Consider the following 17,308-nt stretch of genomic DNA (forward strand, 5'->3'; position numbering starts at 1 on the left):
TATCTTCTAAAATATTATATAAATGTTTTAGTTTTATTAACTATAGAATTTGTAATTAAGTCAAATTTAACGTAATTTCCAAGTTGGACTTGGTCTAAATATTCTACAATTATAGGATTTAAATCAACGTAAATATTTGATGCAAATATACCTATATTTTCGATTGGTTTAAGCTTTATATGAAAGCAATTATCTACTAAACTTAATTTTATATTTTTTAGATTGTTTATAGCTTGTTTAGTTTGAGATACTATATCCATACATTCTATTGTTGAGTTTTTAATAATTTCTATTATTTCATTTATATTAATTTCTATATTTAAATCTTTAGTGTTTTCATCTTTGCATTTAAATGCTTTGTCAATTATATAGTAAAGTATTGTTTTTTCAAGTATTGGTAGCTTAGTTGGTGAATTAGCTATTATTTTTGGTAAGTAAATTTCCATATTGTATCCTTTCTATTATGTATTTATTGGTTATTATAACATGAATTTATATTAAATTTAATTATGATAATAATAAGTGTATAAAAGATTATTATATTAAAAAAAGAGGAACGATTGGTTCCTCCTTTTTTATGAGTAATTAAATTTTAATAATTGCCAATACATTAAATTCACATTCAGAATAAGTAATATTAAGGGTACCATTATATTTTTTTACAATATCATCTATGTTTTCAAGGCCAAATCCATGCATATTTGAATCTAACTTAGTAGAGTTATACTTTCCATTGTTAAATTTAATAATACCATTGTAATTATTGCAAATAGAGTAACTAAAATAACCTTTATTGCAGCGAGCTTTCAAAGATATTTTTCTCTGTGAAATATCACTTAATTTTAAAGAAGCCTCAATAGCGTTATCAAGTGTATTTGAAAAAATAGAACAAAGGTCAATATCTTCTAAAGGAAGAATCTCGTCTATATCAATATTAAAAAAACAATCAATTTGATTTTGTATTGCTAAATTGTATTTTGAATTTATAACTGCATTTACAATACTATTTTTACAAAACACTCTATTGCTTACATTAAACTTATCTGAAAGTTCATTAAAATAATCTTTTGCACCTTCTAAATTATCATATTCTAAAAATGAATATATTACAGATAAGTGGTTATTCATATCGTGATGTAGCTTTCTTACATTTTTTTGATTTTCTTCAAGCTCTCTATAGTAGCTATATTCTAGTTTTAGGTTTTGATTTTCAAGGCGATTTTTAACATTTTTAACTATATACTCAATAAGAAATATCATACTCAAGCTAGTAATTATACATGCAATTGCTATGGGATATGCTTGATATTCTTTTCCTAAAGGTGTATTTATAATTGTTGTTATTATGGAAATAAAAGGTGCTAAGCATATAATATCTATCATAATCCATGTTTTTATATCAATATATCTACCTATATTATTTAGCTTGTCTTTAGAAAAATGGTAAATTAAAAACCAAGAAAATGAAATAATACACATTTCTAGTGTTTGAGCAAAATAATCCATCCATAAAGTTTCACCTAAATAAATATAAACCTTAGCACAAAAGTCATTGGCCATTAAATTTATAGATACTACAATAGGATAAAAAATCATTACAGCAGAAATATTTTTAATATAGCTAGATTTATAAAAAACAACCATTATTAAAATAAAACCAATCATAGTATAAAAAACATTAACAATATCTGAAGTATATATAATTACATTTGGAATAAGATAAGCACCAAGTATAGAAGTAAATTTAGCATATTTATTATCTTTAACTGATGAAAAATTTGATATAACCTTATAAAAATAGTAGCTTGTTACTGCATAAAGTATTAAAGTTGTAAGATTGTAAATTATATCATACATAAAAGTACCTACCTTAGCATTGTTTTTGCAAACTCAATCATAAATGAATTATATCTACCACGACTTATAGGTAATGTTTCTTTATTTATAACTAAACTACTAGATTCTACTGAAGATACATGATTGATATTAATAAGATAACGTTGATGAATTCTTACGAAAAATGAAGGTAGATTTTTTTCAAGATTGTCTAGTTTATCATAAAAATCTATAGTTTCCGTGAAAGTAACTGCATTTACCTTACGCCTATCGCTAGTAAAATAATAGGTATTACTTAAGTTTATCTTTTCAGTTTTAGATTTGGATTCTACAATATAAAACTTATCTTGAATTTCATCTAATTCTTCAAGAGCAGAGTTTAAAACCTGTCCTATTTTTTCTGGTTTATAAGGCTTTAATATATAGTTAAATGCCTTAACTTCATACCCTTGAAAAACAAAATCGGGATATGATGTAACAAATATAATTATAGATTTTTTATTGTGTAATCTAATGTTTTTGGCAGTATCTATTCCATTTAGAACTTTCATTTCTATATCTGAAAATATAATATCATAATTTTCTTTAGTAATTGAATCAATAAGACTTTCCCCACAATCAAATTCATAGATTTTATAATCTAACCCCTTTAAATCTAAATGTATTGATAATATATTTTTTAGTAAATTAATTTGAGATTTTTCATCATCACATATTGCAATTTTTAGCATAAAAATTATCCCCCCTACTTTTTTATTATAGCATACCAAAAATTACAATATCACTGCAAAAGATTACATTTGGTACAGTTTTTAATTGTGCCTTAAAAATATACAATTAAATTATAAAATATTAGGAGGGAAGATTATGCTTAAAGTTAAGAATTTATATAAAAGTTATAAAACAGGAAATGTAAATTATGATGTACTAAAAAATATATCTTTTGATGTGAAAAAAGGAGAGTTTGTAGCTGTTATGGGGCCATCAGGAAGTGGAAAAACTACACTTTTAAATTGTATTTCTTGCTTTGTGCCTTTTGAAAAAGGTGAAATATTACTTGGAGGAGAAAATATATCAGGATTAAATGAAGAAAGTTTAGCGGATATAAGAAATCAAAAGTTAGGATTTGTTTTTCAGGACTTTATGTTATTAGATGGATTAAGTGTAATAGAAAATATTTGTTTACCACAAATTATAGCAGATAAAGATGTTACTAAAATGGAAGTACTAGCAAATAAGCTTTGTACTACTTTTGGTATTTCACATATTAAAAATAAATATCCAGCAGAAATATCAGGAGGAGAAAAACAACGTAGTGCTGTTGCAAGAGCTCTTATTAATAAACCATATATTATTTTAGCAGATGAACCAACTGGAAACTTAGATAGTAAATCATGTAGAGCTGTTATAGATTCGTTTGTTCAAGCAAAAAAAGAATTAGGTGCAACTGTATTTATGGTAACTCACGATAGTTTTGCAGCATCATTTTGTGATAGAGTTATAGTTCTTAAAGATGGTGAAGTATATACAGAGCTTACTAAAACTACAAATAGAATTGAGTTTATGGATAGACTCCTAGATACACTTAAAAAACTAGGAGGTGATGATAGTGACAATGAATAATGTTATATCAAAGCTTAGAAAAAACAGCATAAAAAATTATTATATGCTTGCTTTTTGTATAACCTTATCAGTTTTATTAGTTACTTCATATGCATTGATGTTTTTTAGTCCAACAGTAATGAACATCTTACCATCAGGAGGAGATAGTAGAAAACAAGGTTATATGATATTTTCTATAGCAATTATTGGATGTGCTGTATTTACAACTTATGCATCTTCTTTATTCTATAAATATAAAAGTCGTGAGTTTGGAATTTTAATGGCATTAGGAGAAAGAAAGTCAAAGCTTAAAAAAGTTTTATTAAAAGAACTTATATTAATTATTCCTATATGTTTAATAGTTGGGGTGGTTCTTAGTATTCCTGTTTCTTATATAATATGGAAAGTTTTTCAGATATTTATTATAGATACAAAAGAAATGACATATCAATTTGGAGCTACAGGGCTTGTATTTGGAGTTGGATTTTGTATTTTTGTAACATTATGTATATTTATAAATGGCGCTAAGTTTATAAAAAGAAGCAATATTATGGATATTATCTATGAACAAAGAAAATCTGAAGTTGTAAAAGATATTAAACCTTGGACTGGGATAGTTGGCTGGATATTAGTTATAAGTGGATTATTTTTAGGATATGGTGTTCCAAATATAATAGTAGAAACAATAGGATATATTATGCCATCTATATGGAATGTAGTGTATTTATTATCATTTTTAGGCCTTTATATGGTATTAACTCACGCAATAATCTATAGTAAAAAAGGAAAAAATCCTAAAAAGTATTATAAAAATATTATATCAACAAATATGATGAGATTTTCAGGAAAACAGACAGTTAGGAACATGTGTGTAATAACATTTTTAATTGCAGGAGGATTGTTTGCAGCATTTTATACACCTACAGCGATGACTGGTCTTTTAGTAGATATAAAAAACAATCCTATAGATTATGCTTTTTACTATAAAGGAAATGAAAATCAAATAAATAAAGAAGAAATATATTCTCTTTCTAAGGATAATAATGCTTCTATAACAGATTACTATGAAGTAGATGCTATTTCACTTATTACAAATGGATATTATAGAGAGTATGATGAAAATAATATGCTTATAAATGAGTATGTAGAAAAGATGCAATATAATGAGTTTTTCAAAGAAAGTGATTTTAATAAAGTATCAGGACAAAATATTGATGTTAATGAAGGCGAGTATTATAAAGTTATAGCTGATGGAGAATCTGAAAGTATTTGGTCAAAATTTAATGATTTAGATACAATAACTCATCCAGTAACAGGTGAATCTGACAAAATAAAATTTGCAGGAACAGTTTCTTTTAGACCTTTTGCGAAAGAACATCAAGGAAAGTATGTAATATCAGATGAAGATTATTTAAGACTTTCAAAAGGATTACCAAAAGAACAATACGAGAAGTTTGTGTTATTTAATGTTATAAATCCTAATGAAACTTATGAATTTGCTAAAGCTTTAAAAGAAGAAATTATAAATAGAAGTTCAAAAGATGTAGCAGTATTAACTTCTTTTGATGAGTATGAAAAAATGTTAGCACAAAAAAATGGAGGAGAGTATGATTATGATATCAAGTTAGAACTTTCTTCAGATAATAATCAACTTTTTAATGAGTGGAAGTATTATCCTATGTTTAAACCTTTAGATAAACAAGATTTACTTAAGAATATGGCTGTATTTATTATGTTATTCATTTATATAGCAATAATATGTTTAGCATCAACTGCAATAATAGCCTATACTAGAGCAGTAACTATTGGACTTGATAATAAACAGCTATTTTCAGATATAAAAAAGCTTGGAGCAAACAAAAAATATATTGAAAAAAATATTAAAAAGCAGCTAGCTAAGGTATTTATATATCCAACAGTAATAGGAAGTATTTTTACATATATGATATATCTTACTATATTCTACGGAAATAGCGGAGGTAATATATCGCAAGGAGAGTTTTTAGCTCTTGTTGTAGGATTATTAATAATTTTACTAGTAATATTATTTATGTTTATAATATATAAGTTTTCTCTTGAAAAAGTTAAAAAGATAGCAAAAATTTAGATAGCAGTGTATATTTATGCTTGCCTATATAACTATTTGAATGATTAATATATTAATTAAAGAAAATATAAAACTATTAGTAAATTTTATTATTTTAAACTATAATATAAAATTTAATAAATAACTGTACCTGAGATTTTAAAGTGTTTAAATACATAAGGTACAGTTATTTTTATATTATGTTTGTTTAACATAATTAATATTTAATAATATTTTAGACACTAGAAATAACACAGGCAATTCTATTAAAGGTCCTATTATAAGCGCTAATGATATTAAAGGCTCATTAGGAAAAGCTGAAACTGCTATTGCAAGTGCTATAGGTGAGTTTCTAGCTAAAGTAGTTAAGTTTAAAGCAACATTATCCTCTTTACTTAATTTTATTTTTCTACCAACAACTTGTCCAATAACTAAGTTAATTATAAAAAATAGTAGCACCGGTAGTAAAAGCTGTAAAAGTACTTGAGGATTTTTAAGTAATACTTTACCTTGAGATGCAAACATTGAAATTATTGCTAAATTTAAAAAATAACCTTGGTAATCACAAGCCTTTGGAGATATATTTTCTTCAAAATAACTTAAACCTTTTTTATTAATTGTAATTTTTCTAAAAATAGTAGCTAATAAAAGAGGTATAAATAAGCTTACAACCATTCCTTGAGTAAGGCTTAATGCATCTATGTTTACACTTGAGCCTCCAATTAAAAATACATACACAGGAAGCAGTAGTAATTGAAGCATAAAGTTTAGTGGTAAAATTGATGCTCCTAATGCAACATTACCTTTTGCTATAGCTGTAAATATTAAATACCAATCAGTACAAGGTGTTACCATAAGCATTATAAATCCAATTAAAAGCTCTGGACTATTTTGTAAGAAAAATTTCCCTAAAAAGAATATTAAAATAGGTGTCCATACAAAATTTATAAGTATTGCTGTTAATGTAAACTTTATATTTTTAAATGATTTTGTAATATCTTTTAATGGTATTTGTATAAATACTAAAAATAACATTATTATCAAAGAAGGCATAATTAAATATTCAGAATAGGTTTGTATAATATTTATTTGCCCGAGTATTATTCCTATTAAAACCATCAATAATATAATCAAACTTTGAAATTTATTAATATTGTCCATTTTAAACCTCCTTATATATTTACAATTTTATAGATATTTATTATCAATTGCAACTGTTTATTAAGAAGAATTAAAATATAAAAAATGGGAAAATAAAAGAGGAACGATTCGTTCCTCTTTATCTAAAGTTTATATTCAATTATATTATCATCACAATTAGTAATTATTACTGGAGCAATTAAAGATATATGCTCTGCTAATATTACAAAAGATATATTAGATGATACAATGGAAGCTAATAAAGATTTATGAAAACATATAAAATAAAAAGGGAATATATTTCATTCCTTTTTTATTTTATATGTTTAAAAGAATTATTTGTTTTTAAATATATGGTACTAATATTAAGCTATAATATAAGTATGCAAAAATTGTAGGGGGTATTTTATAGAAGCCATTACGATAGATATAGTTGATGATGAATTTCACAACAAAATAGACAAAGAACTTTTAGAAAAGCAAAAAGCAAAATGTTATACGTTAACTAATCCACCACTAGAAAAAGCAACCCAAGGAATACTTAGCAATTACAAAGGAGTAAAAAAAGGAATTTTATACTTTGCTGATTACTATGGTGATGGATAGTAAAGAGGAGATAAGGGGGGAGAGTTTGGATAAAAAAGTACTATATTCATTATTAATTACTATAGGTATAGTTTTGGTATGTTTATTTGTTGTAAATATGATTTTAAATGCTGTATTAGGAGAGCTTGGCATATATGTATCGATGTTTGCAACTATAATATTTACCATAGTTTACTGTACTCAACTAATACTTGGTAAATTAGATAATAAAGAAAATTAGGGGTATTTTATTATTGATTAGTATGTAGAAAAATAATTTAGTCGAATGTACAATATAATTAAAGTTTATAATTATTATATATTTAAACAATAAGAGAGAGAGGGATAAACTTGGGGGTTATCGCTAGAAAAGTGGTTTAAAAAGGTTAGCTTACTTCTTATTGGATTGACTGTATTATTAAATATTTTTATGTTTAAAAATTTGCCACCAGATATGTTAATTAAAGTTAATACAAATGAAACTATGTCTAAGGCAATTGTATTATTATTGTGTCCAATATTAAGTACACTAACACTTTGGATCGCTAGTGAAAAAATGAACAACTATATAATATTGCAAATATAATAGTGCAAGTATTACTGTTTATATCTAATTTTATAGTGATTTATATAAATATAAAATGATAATATATCAACACAAAATAAAAAGCTGGTAGGAAAAAATCCTACCAGCTTTACACAGAAAACAAACTTAACACAGAAAGGAATCTGTATTAAAATTGGCATTTAATATTATATCATAAATCTTATAAAAAGTATAATAAAAATAGTGAATATATTTTTAAAAATTATTTAAAAATTAATATTTTTCTATTATTCCAAGTTCTTTTTTTAAAGCATCTTGTAGTATTTGAGAAAAATTTAAATTTTGTTTCATAGCTTCTATATTTAACCATTGTGGAATAGTTAAAGTTTTCTTTATAGATATATTATCAAAAGCCTTTCTCACTCTAGGCATTATTGCATTTACAGACATTAAAAACTCATTATCATTTAACTTATCTTTATATTCAATAGGATTTATTGGATCTGGTAAATCTTCATTGTCTTTTTCTCTTCCATATATTCCAAATTCTAAGCATTCAGTTATATTTCTTAAGAGTTCTTCTAAGTTTTCACCATCTGTATATACTTCACCGAAATTTGGGACATATGCTGCATAATATTCATCAGGACGTGAATCATCTTTTTCTAAAGATACTACGGCTATATAAGTATAAAAATCTTTTTTCATTTTTTATTTTCTCCTTTGATAATAATTGGTTTGTTAATATAAAGAAAAATAGACTTAAGATAATTTTTTAATTTATTATTTATATATAAAATAACACGTATTTGAATACGTGTAAATAGGTAAATACAAAATAATCCAATATATAAATAATTATATTTTTAGTTGTGATTTATTTATTTTTATAAATTTAATAATAAATTTAATTCTATTTGTTAAACATAGTAATGAACTTACTAAGAAATGAAAAGAGGACAGCTATGTTTAAAATCAAAGTTATATTTTTAATTACAATAGCACTAATAAGCACACCTATAATAGGAATATGTGAAGGAAAACATGATAAATTAACACTAGGTGGAAAATATATAAAAGAAAGAAAAGTAGAAGATGAACATGATGTTGATAATAGTGAAGAACATTATAGCCTAGAAAGATTTTTTAGACCATCTAATATGCCTATATTAAACGATAGAATAGAAACTTCACTTTACGATATTTATAATGGCAAACCTTCTGATGTAAAATTACCTAAAAAGCTTTTAGAAACTCCAAGGGACACTATAATAAACTATTTTAGTGTTTTAAGAGAAGCAGCAAATCCTACTAAAGGTACAAACACTGGATGTGGTACATTAGGTGAAGCAAAGGGTCCTTATCCTGTTTCATATAACTTTTTATCAGACTCTTATAAAGAAAAATATTCATATAAAGATTATTTAAAATCATTTGAAAACAAGCTACACATTAATTTAATAAAGCTAAATGAAGTTCCACCAAGTGAAAATAATCCTAATGAAATTAAGTACTTTGTTGAACTAGAAATAATAGAAGGTTCTAAGGAGCAAAAGGGATTATTTGCATATTATTATGGATATATTTATTTAGATAAACAAAATGGATATTATAAAATTAAAGATATAAAATATACAGCTGAAAACTATTTGTGTGCACCTTATCATGGATGGTCATATGATGCAAAGAGTCTTGTTGCCATTGAGTATGGAGATTGGTGTTCTTTAGTTAGTGGTGATATAGATGTTAAGCAAGAAGGATATGAAAAGAGAGTTTATTTTAAGGATAAAGAAGGTAATGAATACTATGTTTTATTTTACCAGTTAACTAATGGTGTTGATATAAAAATAGCTGATTATAAAAAAGGTAAAGATGGTAAATGGGAATTAATTTATATTTACCCTGAAAAATGCCTAGAGAAGAAAAAGAATTAAAATAAAAAGGGATGAAATTCATCCCTTTTTTATACTTAATATATTGTTAGATAAATTATTAATACTATCAGTAAGATTTAATAGCTTTCCTTCAATTCGTATAAGTAAATACATAGACAAAGTGATAGGAAATCCAATATTAGATATTAAAGTTTGTATATCAAATTCCATAATATCACCTATATTATAATACTAAATCGTATTCAGTAGTGCCAGTCTCAACAACTTTAGCCTCAACTAAAGAATCTAAATCCTCACCATTTACCTTAAATATATTTTTAGATAATATAGTATTCATAGCTGTTTTTATTTCAGATTCAGTTAAATTTTCTCTAGGGTCATCAACTGATATAGATATTTTTTTACCAGATAAAGTTTTAAAAGACATAATTAATTTTTTCTTGATTTCCATAGCATACCTCCTTAAAATTATAATTAATACTAAGCTGATAAAGTATTGTTATCAACTTTAGCCACTTCAAGTAATGTTTGATTTTGAAATGATGATAATATAGTCCCTACGTCATATACATCTTGATCAGTTGCATCTGGATTTACATTTGAGTAAGACTTTGTTCTTACTACTGTTTTACCAGTTTCATCATCTTTTCCACAATCAAATCTAAGCTTTAAATATGATGGATTTTTAGTTATAGTTACTGCCATTTTCATTCCCCCTTTAAATTTAAACTATAAGTAACTTCCCTTACTTATAATTAGATAGTACTTAAGATTAAACACATGTAGTTAAAACATAAGTGTACAAATTTTGTTTAGGAGGAGAATATGAAGATAAAAAATGAAGATGTTAGTGAAAGATTAGAGGTGCTACTTGAAATAGTAGGTAAGGAGAAGTTTTTAGAAATAGCTAGAATGTATGGAGGGAGTAATATTTATATACCAACATATACTAGCGCTATAAAAAATGCTAGAAATAGAGAGATTATAAAAAAATACAATGGGTTTAATGTAAATAATTTAGCTAGAGAGTACAATATGAGTGTTACTCATATAAAAAGAATACTAAAAGAAGATATAACAACAGCTAAATTAATTAGACAAAGCTAATTAAATAAAGGGGGATTTATATTAAAGAATTATTATTTAATGAAAATTTAAGAGCTCTTGGGATTACTGAAATTAAGAAAAAAGAATTAGCAGATGCTACAATAACCCCACTTGGTCATGAAAGACTACTAACGGCATCACTAGCGTTAGCATACACAGGATATGATGTTTTAATTAATAAGGTAAATTTATAATAAATTATTTATTAAATTTATTGGTGACTAGATAAAATAGGTTTAAGATTTAATAAAGGAAGGGAATTCAAAATAAGATTGATTCCTTCCTTTTTATATTTATATACTAAGTTTTATTTGTTTTAAAATTTGCAACGAGTCGTACCACTATACGTATAACCAATCGTCAACAAGTGGTGAAAAAAATTAAAACGACTCGTATTAAAATATAGGACAAGAAAAAGAAGAAGAAAAAGAATAAGATAAAGAAGAAAAAGAAGGAAATAGTGTAGGTATGCTAAATTATATTAAAAAGTATAACTTTAGAAGATAAAATTAATTTAGTTAATTATTATAATTTTAAATGTAAAATATATTTTTTAATTTCAATCATAATATAAAAATCAATGTGATATATATGTAATATAGAGATATAAATATATCACATATATGAAGGGGGATTTATTTATGAAAGAGTTAAACAAGTATTCAATTTTTTTTGCACTTTTTGGATTTTTAGGTTTTAAAGAATTAAACGGTGACCCACTAGGACTTATATATTTTGCCTTCTTTGGTCAATTAGCTAATTATTGGTGGTACAAGCTAGGTGATTGTGAAGATGAGAGATTAATTTACAATAAACATAGAGCAGCTTCTATAGTATTTCCTGCATGTTTTGCTATAGCAATTGTATCAAGTGTATTAATTCAGTTATATACAGTAGATGTACTAACACTTTATAGACTACAAATATTAATAGTAGCACTTACTTTTGCAATATCAATGAATTTATGGGCATTTTTAACTTACAAATTTGATTTAGGGAAGTAAAAAATATGGCAAAGTTTATTAGTAATTTAAAGAAATATCGTCAATTTAATGAGTTAACTCAAGAAGAATTAGCTAATAAAGTTAGTGTTAGAAGAGAAACTATAGCTCGTTTAGAAAATGCAAAATACAATCCTTCACTTGAATTAGCTGTTAGAATTTCAAGGGAGTTAAATACTCCCATTGAAGAATTATTTATTTTTGAATTTTAATAAATTTAGAGAAACGTAGAAATAGGTTCACAGGTGTATTTTTTAATAAATAACGGAATAGTAAAATGGTTTAACAATGAAAAAGGATTTGGTTTTATATCAGTAGAAGATATACATAAAAACCACAAAAATGACTAGAATTTCATGATTAGAAATTGCTAGTCATTTTTTGTGGATTTAATTTATTTATGGTAAAATTAGTAAATAAGCTAACTTGAATGGAGTGAATTCAGAAATGAGTAAGTATAAAGACTGGAAGATGGTAGATTGGATTATAGCAGGAATTTTAGCTCTCTCCTCTGTATCAGTACCTAATTGGATTATAGACCACAATCTATATGTGGTTCCTATAATGGCAACAGTTTATGATTACCCATATAATATTCCTATAATGGTAGCAGGTGTATTTTTAATATATTGCTTTTTATTAGTAATATATTGGATAATAAATAAAAATATAAATATGGTAATTCATTATTGCTTAATAGCAATCATATATATAACAATTCCTATGCTATATGTTATTGCATATAACTCGGGTGTTTAAAAAACTTAGCAAATAAAATAACTATTCCCCGAAATTCAAGTAAGTAGTCTTAAAATTTTACTTTAGAGACTAGTTATATATATATGGAGGTTATCACATGATAAAGGCGAAAAACAAACGGTTTATTCTTTTGCTAGGGTTATCAATTCTTCTTATTTCTAGTGTATATGTATATAAACATGCTATTTTTGAAAGAAGTTCTATAACAGAAGTATTGGAAACTTTTATCAAAGATGATTACAATTATAATGGAGGAAAGAATGATTTCTCAACAGTTGGAAATGAACAATTAAAGAAATATCTATTAGCAAGAAATACTGTAAAAGCTACTAATAATAAAACAAATTATATAAAAGTACTTTCTCAAAATTTTAAATTTGATTATGGAAACTTTGTGAGCTCTGGAAACTGTGTAAAAATTAATGTTTATATAGAGGAATATTACTCTTTTAAAGATGAAAATACTAGGGAAATAAATGAAGCCGGGGCAGGAAATGATTATGTAGTATATCTTTCAAAAATAAATGGGAAATGGAAAGTTATGTCTGCAACAATTAAAGTTAATGCTGATGCAGTAGATGATGAATTTGATGTAAACAAAGAATTAGGTTATGAAGGAAAGAAAAATCAAAAAAATGTTGAAGCAAATCTAAATAAAATGCTTGATAGGCTTAACTATTTAAAAGACATATATTCTAAACCTCTAAAATAGAATGTTTAAGTATAAATCAGATAATCTATATTTATTTAATTATAATTCTTAATACATAAAATTAATCACTAATCCCGAAATTTAGATTTTCGGAATAGCTGTATATACAAAAGAGTATATCATTTGAAATAACTATATTTCATTAGATATACTCTTTTGTATTTTTTAAAAAACTATATTAACTTTATTTTTCAAAGACTTTACTTTGCAATGCTAAATATAGAAAAATATACCATAATATTTTAGTTTCTAATGTCAATTCATTCTAATTATATAATATAATCTTGTAGTTGTATAAAACCTATACTTTCCCAATTTTAGAATAGTTACTTAAAGATATAAAGTCAGTACTTTGATTAACATTGTAAATACTCAAAATGCTGACTCTACCCATAGATAAACTTAATACAATAGTGTAAATTTAAGCGAATATCTCAGCATAGAGATGTTCCTATTTTTGAATTTTAAAAATATTTTTAGTTCTTAGGAATCTAATTTTATATGTTACTATATGATCTGCTATAAAGTATATAAGTATAATACTAATTGGATGGATAGTTCAAAGTTCTGCCGAAGAAATTGTAACTCGCGGATGGCTTATGAATGTTTTAAGTGCTAAGTGCAATGTATGGGTTGGTTTAATTGTATCATCTACTTACTTTGGATTTATGCATTTACTTAATCCAAATGTTAGCTACATAGCGGTTATAAATTTAGTTTTAACAGGATTTTTATTTGGACTTTATGTTCTAAAAACTAATAACCTTTGGGGGGCTTGTGGCATTCACTGTTCTTGGAATTTCTTTATGGGAAATATATTTGGGTTTGAAGTTAGTGGAACTAATACTTCTGTTGGTACACTATTTGATTTAAACCTGGTTGGAAATCCCTCATTGTCAGGTGGACAGTTTGGACCTGAAGGAGGTATTTGTGAAACTATTGTAATAATTGTAGCTATAATAGTCATTATTTATTTAGATAAGAAAAAGTTTTTTAAACAATGTGCATAAAATTTTATCTAATACTATAAACAGAGGTTGCCTTAAAATTATATAGAAAACTGATTATTTTAATTAGTTTGATTAACTGTATTTATTTTATTGGCTCTGTTTTAAACCAATGTTGATTTTATAAATTATTTTAACAACAAAAGCAGGAGTATAACCCCTGCTTTTAAATTCACATTATATAATAATTGTATATTTATTTTAATAATATCATTTTCAATATTAATTTAAAATATAGCCATTTGATTAAAGAGCAAAACTGGTAAAATTATTAAATCTAGGAGGGGATTTATGAATAAAAAAAGAAATATTGTAGACTTAATATTTTAATAAGGGGATTAGAATATGAATTTTAAGAATTTAGAAACCAATCGATTATTATTAAGAAGCATATCAAAGAATGATTCATTAGATATATTTAACTACCTATCAAAAGATGAAGTGACTAAATACCTAGGAAAAACATCACTTAAATGTGAAAATGAAGCTAAAATATTAATTGATAAAATTTTAAAAGCTAGTTCAGAAGGTAATGGTATGAGATGGGGAATTGTTCTTAAGGAAAATAATAAATTAATTGGATTAGCAGGGTATAATAGCATAGATTTTAAAAACAAAAAATGTAATTTAGGATATGATATAGATAGTGCTTATTGGCACAATGGCTATGGAATGGAAGCTGTTAGTGAAATAATTAGATACGCATTTTATGATTTAAATTTACATAGGATAGAAGCTGAAGTTGTTATAGGGAATAATTCATCTTCTAACTTATTAACAAAGCTTGGATTTAAAAAAGAGGGAATGCTTAGACAAAGTATATTTAAAGAAGGCGACTTTTTGGATGTGGAAATATTTTCGTTAATTCAAGAATAGATTCATTGAATTAGTTTAAATTTATAATGGCTAGATTTAATTTATTTAATTATTGGAAAAAAATTCTAAAAAGTATATAATATAAAAAAGCAACAATTACTATATATCAAAAACTATATAAGTAATTTTTAAAATTTTTAACAAAAGGGTATGGGGAGATAGACAGTGGAAGAACAAAATCAAATAATAGAGCAACTTAAAGATATATCTAGTGAAATATCTAATTTGCAAAATAGTGTAGATAATGTAAATAATAGTATAAATAATTCAGGTGGCACAGGAATTATAGGTATTTTGATTCTAATATTATTAATTTCTATAAATGATAATTTACGTAAATTAACACGGGCAATAAAAGATAATAAAAATAATGTATAACTTATTAGTATAATAAATGTCTTTTTTATTAAATTTAGACTTTATTAGGATTTGTATTATAAATAAGCAAAAAAATGGCTAGAACTATTGGAATTATCAAAAGTCTAGCCATTTTTATATACTTTAGTTTAAATATGTTAAGATTCTTTATTTAATCTACTCAATAAATTGGTAATTATTTTTTTAAAAATGTAGGTTTTAGCAATAATTTAGCTGATATCATAAAAATAGCTAAAGATATAAAACTTGGTACAACTCCAGATAAATTTGGGGGTAACTTGGTAAATACAGGCTCCATTAATAATATTGTTCCAAGAACTGCTATGCCTAACCCTATATAAGAAATTACTCCATATTTTTTTATGTATTTTCCATCTTTATAATTTTTTACAATAAAATAAAGTCCCACAACAAAGAGTAAAGTACCAAGAAACACCATAATCCATAATAACATGATAAAATACCTCCAAACGTAAATTTATAACTAATTATCTATAGCTAGCTTGTTATTTTTTTCTTGTAATTGTTTTATGTAGTTTAGCCCTTTTACAATACAATATAATCCTAAACAAATGTATGCAATTTTAATTATTATATTACTTGGTACTGGTATAAATATAATTAAATTATTTATAAAATGAGCGAAAATAGATAGTTTCATAGATTTTGTATAATAATAAATATATCCTAGTATTACTCCTAATATAAAGGCATTTATCCCTTGAGGTATATTTAAATGTGCAATGGCAAATATTATCGCAGAATATATTATAGCTTTTTTATGATTTATTTTATATTTACTTAGAAATCCATTTAATAATATTCCCCTAAAAAACAGTTCTTCAAATATAGGTGCTTCTATAAGTGTTTGTAAAAATAACATTAAACTTAGTACAAAAAATTCTATACCACTAGAATTTTCAATAATAAAATCAATAGTTTCATCAGGTATAGGTCCTTCAAACTGTGTTAATACTTCAAACAATACAGCCTCTCTAATTAAAATATACCCTATTATTATCAAACAAATATGTAAATAATCTTTCTTGTTAGGTTTAAAATTATTGTTATTTATTTTAGTACTACCTTTTTCGGTAAATATATGCCCTGCCAATATTACCATAGCTATACTTATAGATACTGTTAATATCATTACAAGTATCATATTATTTCCAAAAGACATGTTTGGATTTATTAAAACACTAATAAAAACTGATAACAAACCTATTATATTTTGAACTAAAATATATATAGCTATAGCAAAAAGTGATTTTAATAAAGATATTGGTTTAATTTTTATTTCATTTTTATATATTTGATTTAAATTATACATCTCCACCCCTTAAATTATTTACCCACATATATTATTTACAATTTATAACAATTGCAAACTTTAATTATATTATACATAATACTTAATCGTTTTCCTATTACAAAATGGTTTCATTAAACTTTAAGTAAAGTATCTTGATTTAAGTTAGCTAAAGAAATTAAATGGGTATTTTTTTGCATAGCATATTGTATATAAAGAGGACAAAAATTAGCCTTCTTTAATAATACTTATAATATTATAAACAAAATTTTATTTAGTAGATTTATTAGAGAATTTAATGATAAAAATTTAAAAAAAATATTGACAAATTAATTGAAAAATATTATCATTTAATTAAAGAGTTTGATAAAGATAATCAGTTTCCTTTAATGGATATATATACTTTGGTGAGGAAGTAGCCAAACTATAATAAATCCTTAAACCCTTAATTATGTATTCAAATTA

24 protein-coding genes are annotated in these 17,308 nt (G+C 24.7%); 14 read left to right on the forward strand and 10 right to left on the reverse strand.

All coding sequences use genetic code 11. The features are described 5' to 3' along the window. Window positions 1-14: 14 nt before the first annotated feature. The 3 genes from I2H23_RS02240 to I2H23_RS02250 all read right to left on the reverse strand — a co-directional run bounded on the left by I2H23_RS02240 (window position 15) and on the right by I2H23_RS02250 (window position 2,567). Window positions 15-446, reverse strand: coding sequence for a hypothetical protein (locus I2H23_RS02240; protein WP_195580958.1), 432 nt, complete (start codon window positions 444-446; stop codon window positions 15-17). 139 nt (window positions 447-585) lie between these two features. Then, window positions 586-1,857: a sensor histidine kinase gene (locus tag I2H23_RS02245; protein ID WP_195580959.1), complete on the reverse strand. Its 1,272-nt coding sequence runs from the start codon at window positions 1,855-1,857 to the stop codon at window positions 586-588. 8 nt (window positions 1,858-1,865) lie between these two features. Next, window positions 1,866-2,567: a LytR/AlgR family response regulator transcription factor gene (locus tag I2H23_RS02250; RefSeq protein ID WP_166505121.1), complete on the reverse strand. Its 702-nt coding sequence runs from the start codon at window positions 2,565-2,567 to the stop codon at window positions 1,866-1,868. A 136-nt stretch (window positions 2,568-2,703) separates the two neighbouring features. On the opposite strand from I2H23_RS02250, the gene I2H23_RS02255 reads away from it, so the two are divergent. After that, on the forward strand, window positions 2,704-3,459 hold the full coding sequence (locus I2H23_RS02255; protein WP_195236967.1) for an ABC transporter ATP-binding protein: 756 nt from the start codon (window positions 2,704-2,706) through the stop codon (window positions 3,457-3,459). Then, on the forward strand, window positions 3,452-5,545 hold the full coding sequence (locus tag I2H23_RS02260; protein WP_243248203.1) for an FtsX-like permease family protein: 2,094 nt from the start codon (window positions 3,452-3,454) through the stop codon (window positions 5,543-5,545). Before I2H23_RS02255 ends, I2H23_RS02260 begins: the two co-directional genes overlap by 8 nt. 177 nt (window positions 5,546-5,722) lie before the next feature. On the opposite strand, the gene I2H23_RS02265 is transcribed toward I2H23_RS02260, so the two are convergent. Beyond that, a complete protein-coding gene (locus tag I2H23_RS02265) occupies window positions 5,723-6,685 on the reverse strand; it encodes an arsenic resistance protein (RefSeq protein ID WP_166505124.1) in 963 nt (320 codons plus the stop codon). Between the two features lie 610 nt (window positions 6,686-7,295). On the opposite strand from I2H23_RS02265, the gene I2H23_RS02270 reads away from it, so the two are divergent. Together I2H23_RS02270 and I2H23_RS02275 are read left to right on the forward strand one after the other, a co-directional pair. Beyond that, a complete protein-coding gene (locus I2H23_RS02270) occupies window positions 7,296-7,490 on the forward strand; it encodes a hypothetical protein (RefSeq protein WP_195580961.1) in 195 nt (64 codons plus the stop codon). Window positions 7,491-7,679: 189 nt separating this feature from the next. Beyond that, complete coding sequence (locus I2H23_RS02275) at window positions 7,680-7,835, forward strand: hypothetical protein (RefSeq protein ID WP_195580962.1); 156 nt, start codon at window positions 7,680-7,682, stop codon at window positions 7,833-7,835. Between the two features lie 234 nt (window positions 7,836-8,069). On the opposite strand, the gene I2H23_RS02280 is transcribed toward I2H23_RS02275, so the two are convergent. Next, the gene (locus I2H23_RS02280; RefSeq protein ID WP_195580963.1) at window positions 8,070-8,504 is read right to left on the reverse strand and encodes a type II toxin-antitoxin system HicB family antitoxin; all 435 of its coding nucleotides are present in this window, start codon (window positions 8,502-8,504) and stop codon (window positions 8,070-8,072) included. 257 nt (window positions 8,505-8,761) lie between these two features. On the opposite strand from I2H23_RS02280, the gene I2H23_RS02285 reads away from it, so the two are divergent. After that, window positions 8,762-9,730 (forward strand): hypothetical protein, encoded by a 969-nt coding sequence (locus I2H23_RS02285; protein ID WP_195580964.1) that lies wholly within the window; start codon window positions 8,762-8,764, stop codon window positions 9,728-9,730. An 18-nt stretch (window positions 9,731-9,748) separates the two neighbouring features. Here the strand turns inward: I2H23_RS02285 and I2H23_RS15680 are convergent, their stop codons facing one another. Genes I2H23_RS15680 through I2H23_RS02300 form a run of 3 tightly spaced genes read right to left on the reverse strand, consistent with a single transcriptional unit; the run spans window position 9,749 to window position 10,396 of the window. After that, on the reverse strand, window positions 9,749-9,901 hold the full coding sequence (locus I2H23_RS15680; protein ID WP_092926520.1) for a YvrJ family protein: 153 nt from the start codon (window positions 9,899-9,901) through the stop codon (window positions 9,749-9,751). A 13-nt stretch (window positions 9,902-9,914) separates the two neighbouring features. Then, the gene (locus I2H23_RS02295; protein ID WP_092926518.1) at window positions 9,915-10,142 is read right to left on the reverse strand and encodes a DUF2922 domain-containing protein; all 228 of its coding nucleotides are present in this window, start codon (window positions 10,140-10,142) and stop codon (window positions 9,915-9,917) included. A 29-nt stretch (window positions 10,143-10,171) separates the two neighbouring features. Next, complete coding sequence (locus I2H23_RS02300) at window positions 10,172-10,396, reverse strand: DUF1659 domain-containing protein (protein ID WP_195580965.1); 225 nt, start codon at window positions 10,394-10,396, stop codon at window positions 10,172-10,174. A 120-nt stretch (window positions 10,397-10,516) separates the two neighbouring features. On the opposite strand from I2H23_RS02300, the gene I2H23_RS02305 reads away from it, so the two are divergent. The 9 genes from I2H23_RS02305 (at window position 10,517) to I2H23_RS02345 (ending at window position 15,531) form a co-directional block, all read left to right on the forward strand. After that, window positions 10,517-10,798 (forward strand): Mor transcription activator family protein, encoded by a 282-nt coding sequence (locus tag I2H23_RS02305; RefSeq protein WP_166505128.1) that lies wholly within the window; start codon window positions 10,517-10,519, stop codon window positions 10,796-10,798. A 641-nt stretch (window positions 10,799-11,439) separates the two neighbouring features. Next, window positions 11,440-11,802, forward strand: coding sequence for a DUF3796 domain-containing protein (locus tag I2H23_RS02310; protein WP_166505130.1), 363 nt, complete (start codon window positions 11,440-11,442; stop codon window positions 11,800-11,802). 5 nt (window positions 11,803-11,807) lie between these two features. Beyond that, window positions 11,808-12,011: a helix-turn-helix transcriptional regulator gene (locus tag I2H23_RS02315; protein ID WP_166505131.1), complete on the forward strand. Its 204-nt coding sequence runs from the start codon at window positions 11,808-11,810 to the stop codon at window positions 12,009-12,011. 33 nt (window positions 12,012-12,044) lie between these two features. After that, complete coding sequence (locus I2H23_RS15300) at window positions 12,045-12,149, forward strand: cold-shock protein (RefSeq protein ID WP_271932777.1); 105 nt, start codon at window positions 12,045-12,047, stop codon at window positions 12,147-12,149. A 97-nt stretch (window positions 12,150-12,246) separates the two neighbouring features. Further along, window positions 12,247-12,558: a hypothetical protein gene (locus I2H23_RS02325; RefSeq protein ID WP_166505134.1), complete on the forward strand. Its 312-nt coding sequence runs from the start codon at window positions 12,247-12,249 to the stop codon at window positions 12,556-12,558. A gap of 97 nt (window positions 12,559-12,655) precedes the next feature. After that, entirely contained in the window at window positions 12,656-13,270 is a 615-nt protein-coding gene (locus I2H23_RS02330; RefSeq protein WP_195580966.1) for a hypothetical protein, read from the forward strand. 539 nt (window positions 13,271-13,809) lie between these two features. Beyond that, window positions 13,810-14,280: a CPBP family intramembrane glutamic endopeptidase gene (locus I2H23_RS02335; protein ID WP_330615393.1), complete on the forward strand. Its 471-nt coding sequence runs from the start codon at window positions 13,810-13,812 to the stop codon at window positions 14,278-14,280. A 342-nt stretch (window positions 14,281-14,622) separates the two neighbouring features. After that, window positions 14,623-15,153: a GNAT family N-acetyltransferase gene (locus I2H23_RS02340; RefSeq protein ID WP_195580967.1), complete on the forward strand. Its 531-nt coding sequence runs from the start codon at window positions 14,623-14,625 to the stop codon at window positions 15,151-15,153. 165 nt (window positions 15,154-15,318) lie between these two features. After that, on the forward strand, window positions 15,319-15,531 hold the full coding sequence (locus I2H23_RS02345; RefSeq protein ID WP_092926504.1) for a hypothetical protein: 213 nt from the start codon (window positions 15,319-15,321) through the stop codon (window positions 15,529-15,531). Window positions 15,532-15,706: 175 nt separating this feature from the next. On the opposite strand, the gene I2H23_RS02350 is transcribed toward I2H23_RS02345, so the two are convergent. Both I2H23_RS02350 and I2H23_RS02355 read right to left on the reverse strand, forming a co-directional pair. After that, window positions 15,707-15,985, reverse strand: coding sequence for a hypothetical protein (locus tag I2H23_RS02350; RefSeq protein ID WP_195580968.1), 279 nt, complete (start codon window positions 15,983-15,985; stop codon window positions 15,707-15,709). Window positions 15,986-16,015: 30 nt separating this feature from the next. Continuing rightward, entirely contained in the window at window positions 16,016-16,864 is an 849-nt protein-coding gene (locus I2H23_RS02355) for a CPBP family intramembrane glutamic endopeptidase (protein WP_195580969.1), read from the reverse strand. Window positions 16,865-17,308 lie beyond the last annotated feature (444 nt).

Source organism: Romboutsia sp. BSD2780061687b_171204_C1 (assembly GCF_015560225.1).
In the GTDB taxonomy this organism is placed as follows: Bacteria; Bacillota; Clostridia; order Peptostreptococcales; family Peptostreptococcaceae; genus Romboutsia_C; species Romboutsia_C hominis.

Bases quoted from the DNA above. Each gene is read 5' to 3' on its own strand.
- I2H23_RS02310 (WP_166505130.1), top strand. From the start codon at position 11,440: ATGAAAGAGTTAAACAAGTATTCAATTTTTTTTGCACTTTTTGGATTT.
- I2H23_RS15680 (WP_092926520.1), bottom strand. From the start codon at position 9,901: ATGGAATTTGATATACAAACTTTAATATCTAATATTGGATTTCCTATC.
- I2H23_RS02315 (WP_166505131.1), top strand. From the start codon at position 11,808: ATGGCAAAGTTTATTAGTAATTTAAAGAAATATCGTCAATTTAATGAG.
- I2H23_RS02285 (WP_195580964.1), top strand. From the start codon at position 8,762: ATGTTTAAAATCAAAGTTATATTTTTAATTACAATAGCACTAATAAGC.
- I2H23_RS02265 (WP_166505124.1), bottom strand. From the start codon at position 6,685: ATGGACAATATTAATAAATTTCAAAGTTTGATTATATTATTGATGGTT.
- I2H23_RS02350 (WP_195580968.1), bottom strand. From the start codon at position 15,985: ATGTTATTATGGATTATGGTGTTTCTTGGTACTTTACTCTTTGTTGTG.
- I2H23_RS02340 (WP_195580967.1), top strand. From the start codon at position 14,623: ATGAATTTTAAGAATTTAGAAACCAATCGATTATTATTAAGAAGCATA.
- I2H23_RS02330 (WP_195580966.1), top strand. From the start codon at position 12,656: ATGATAAAGGCGAAAAACAAACGGTTTATTCTTTTGCTAGGGTTATCA.
- I2H23_RS02275 (WP_195580962.1), top strand. From the start codon at position 7,680: ATGTTTAAAAATTTGCCACCAGATATGTTAATTAAAGTTAATACAAAT.
- I2H23_RS02245 (WP_195580959.1), bottom strand. From the start codon at position 1,857: ATGTATGATATAATTTACAATCTTACAACTTTAATACTTTATGCAGTA.
- I2H23_RS02305 (WP_166505128.1), top strand. From the start codon at position 10,517: ATGAAGATAAAAAATGAAGATGTTAGTGAAAGATTAGAGGTGCTACTT.
- I2H23_RS02295 (WP_092926518.1), bottom strand. From the start codon at position 10,142: ATGGAAATCAAGAAAAAATTAATTATGTCTTTTAAAACTTTATCTGGT.
- I2H23_RS02280 (WP_195580963.1), bottom strand. From the start codon at position 8,504: ATGAAAAAAGATTTTTATACTTATATAGCCGTAGTATCTTTAGAAAAA.
- I2H23_RS02355 (WP_195580969.1), bottom strand. From the start codon at position 16,864: ATGTATAATTTAAATCAAATATATAAAAATGAAATAAAAATTAAACCA.
- I2H23_RS02255 (WP_195236967.1), top strand. From the start codon at position 2,704: ATGCTTAAAGTTAAGAATTTATATAAAAGTTATAAAACAGGAAATGTA.
- I2H23_RS02325 (WP_166505134.1), top strand. From the start codon at position 12,247: ATGAGTAAGTATAAAGACTGGAAGATGGTAGATTGGATTATAGCAGGA.
- I2H23_RS02260 (WP_243248203.1), top strand. From the start codon at position 3,452: ATGAATAATGTTATATCAAAGCTTAGAAAAAACAGCATAAAAAATTAT.
- I2H23_RS02250 (WP_166505121.1), bottom strand. From the start codon at position 2,567: ATGCTAAAAATTGCAATATGTGATGATGAAAAATCTCAAATTAATTTA.
- I2H23_RS02240 (WP_195580958.1), bottom strand. From the start codon at position 446: ATGGAAATTTACTTACCAAAAATAATAGCTAATTCACCAACTAAGCTA.
- I2H23_RS02300 (WP_195580965.1), bottom strand. From the start codon at position 10,396: ATGGCAGTAACTATAACTAAAAATCCATCATATTTAAAGCTTAGATTT.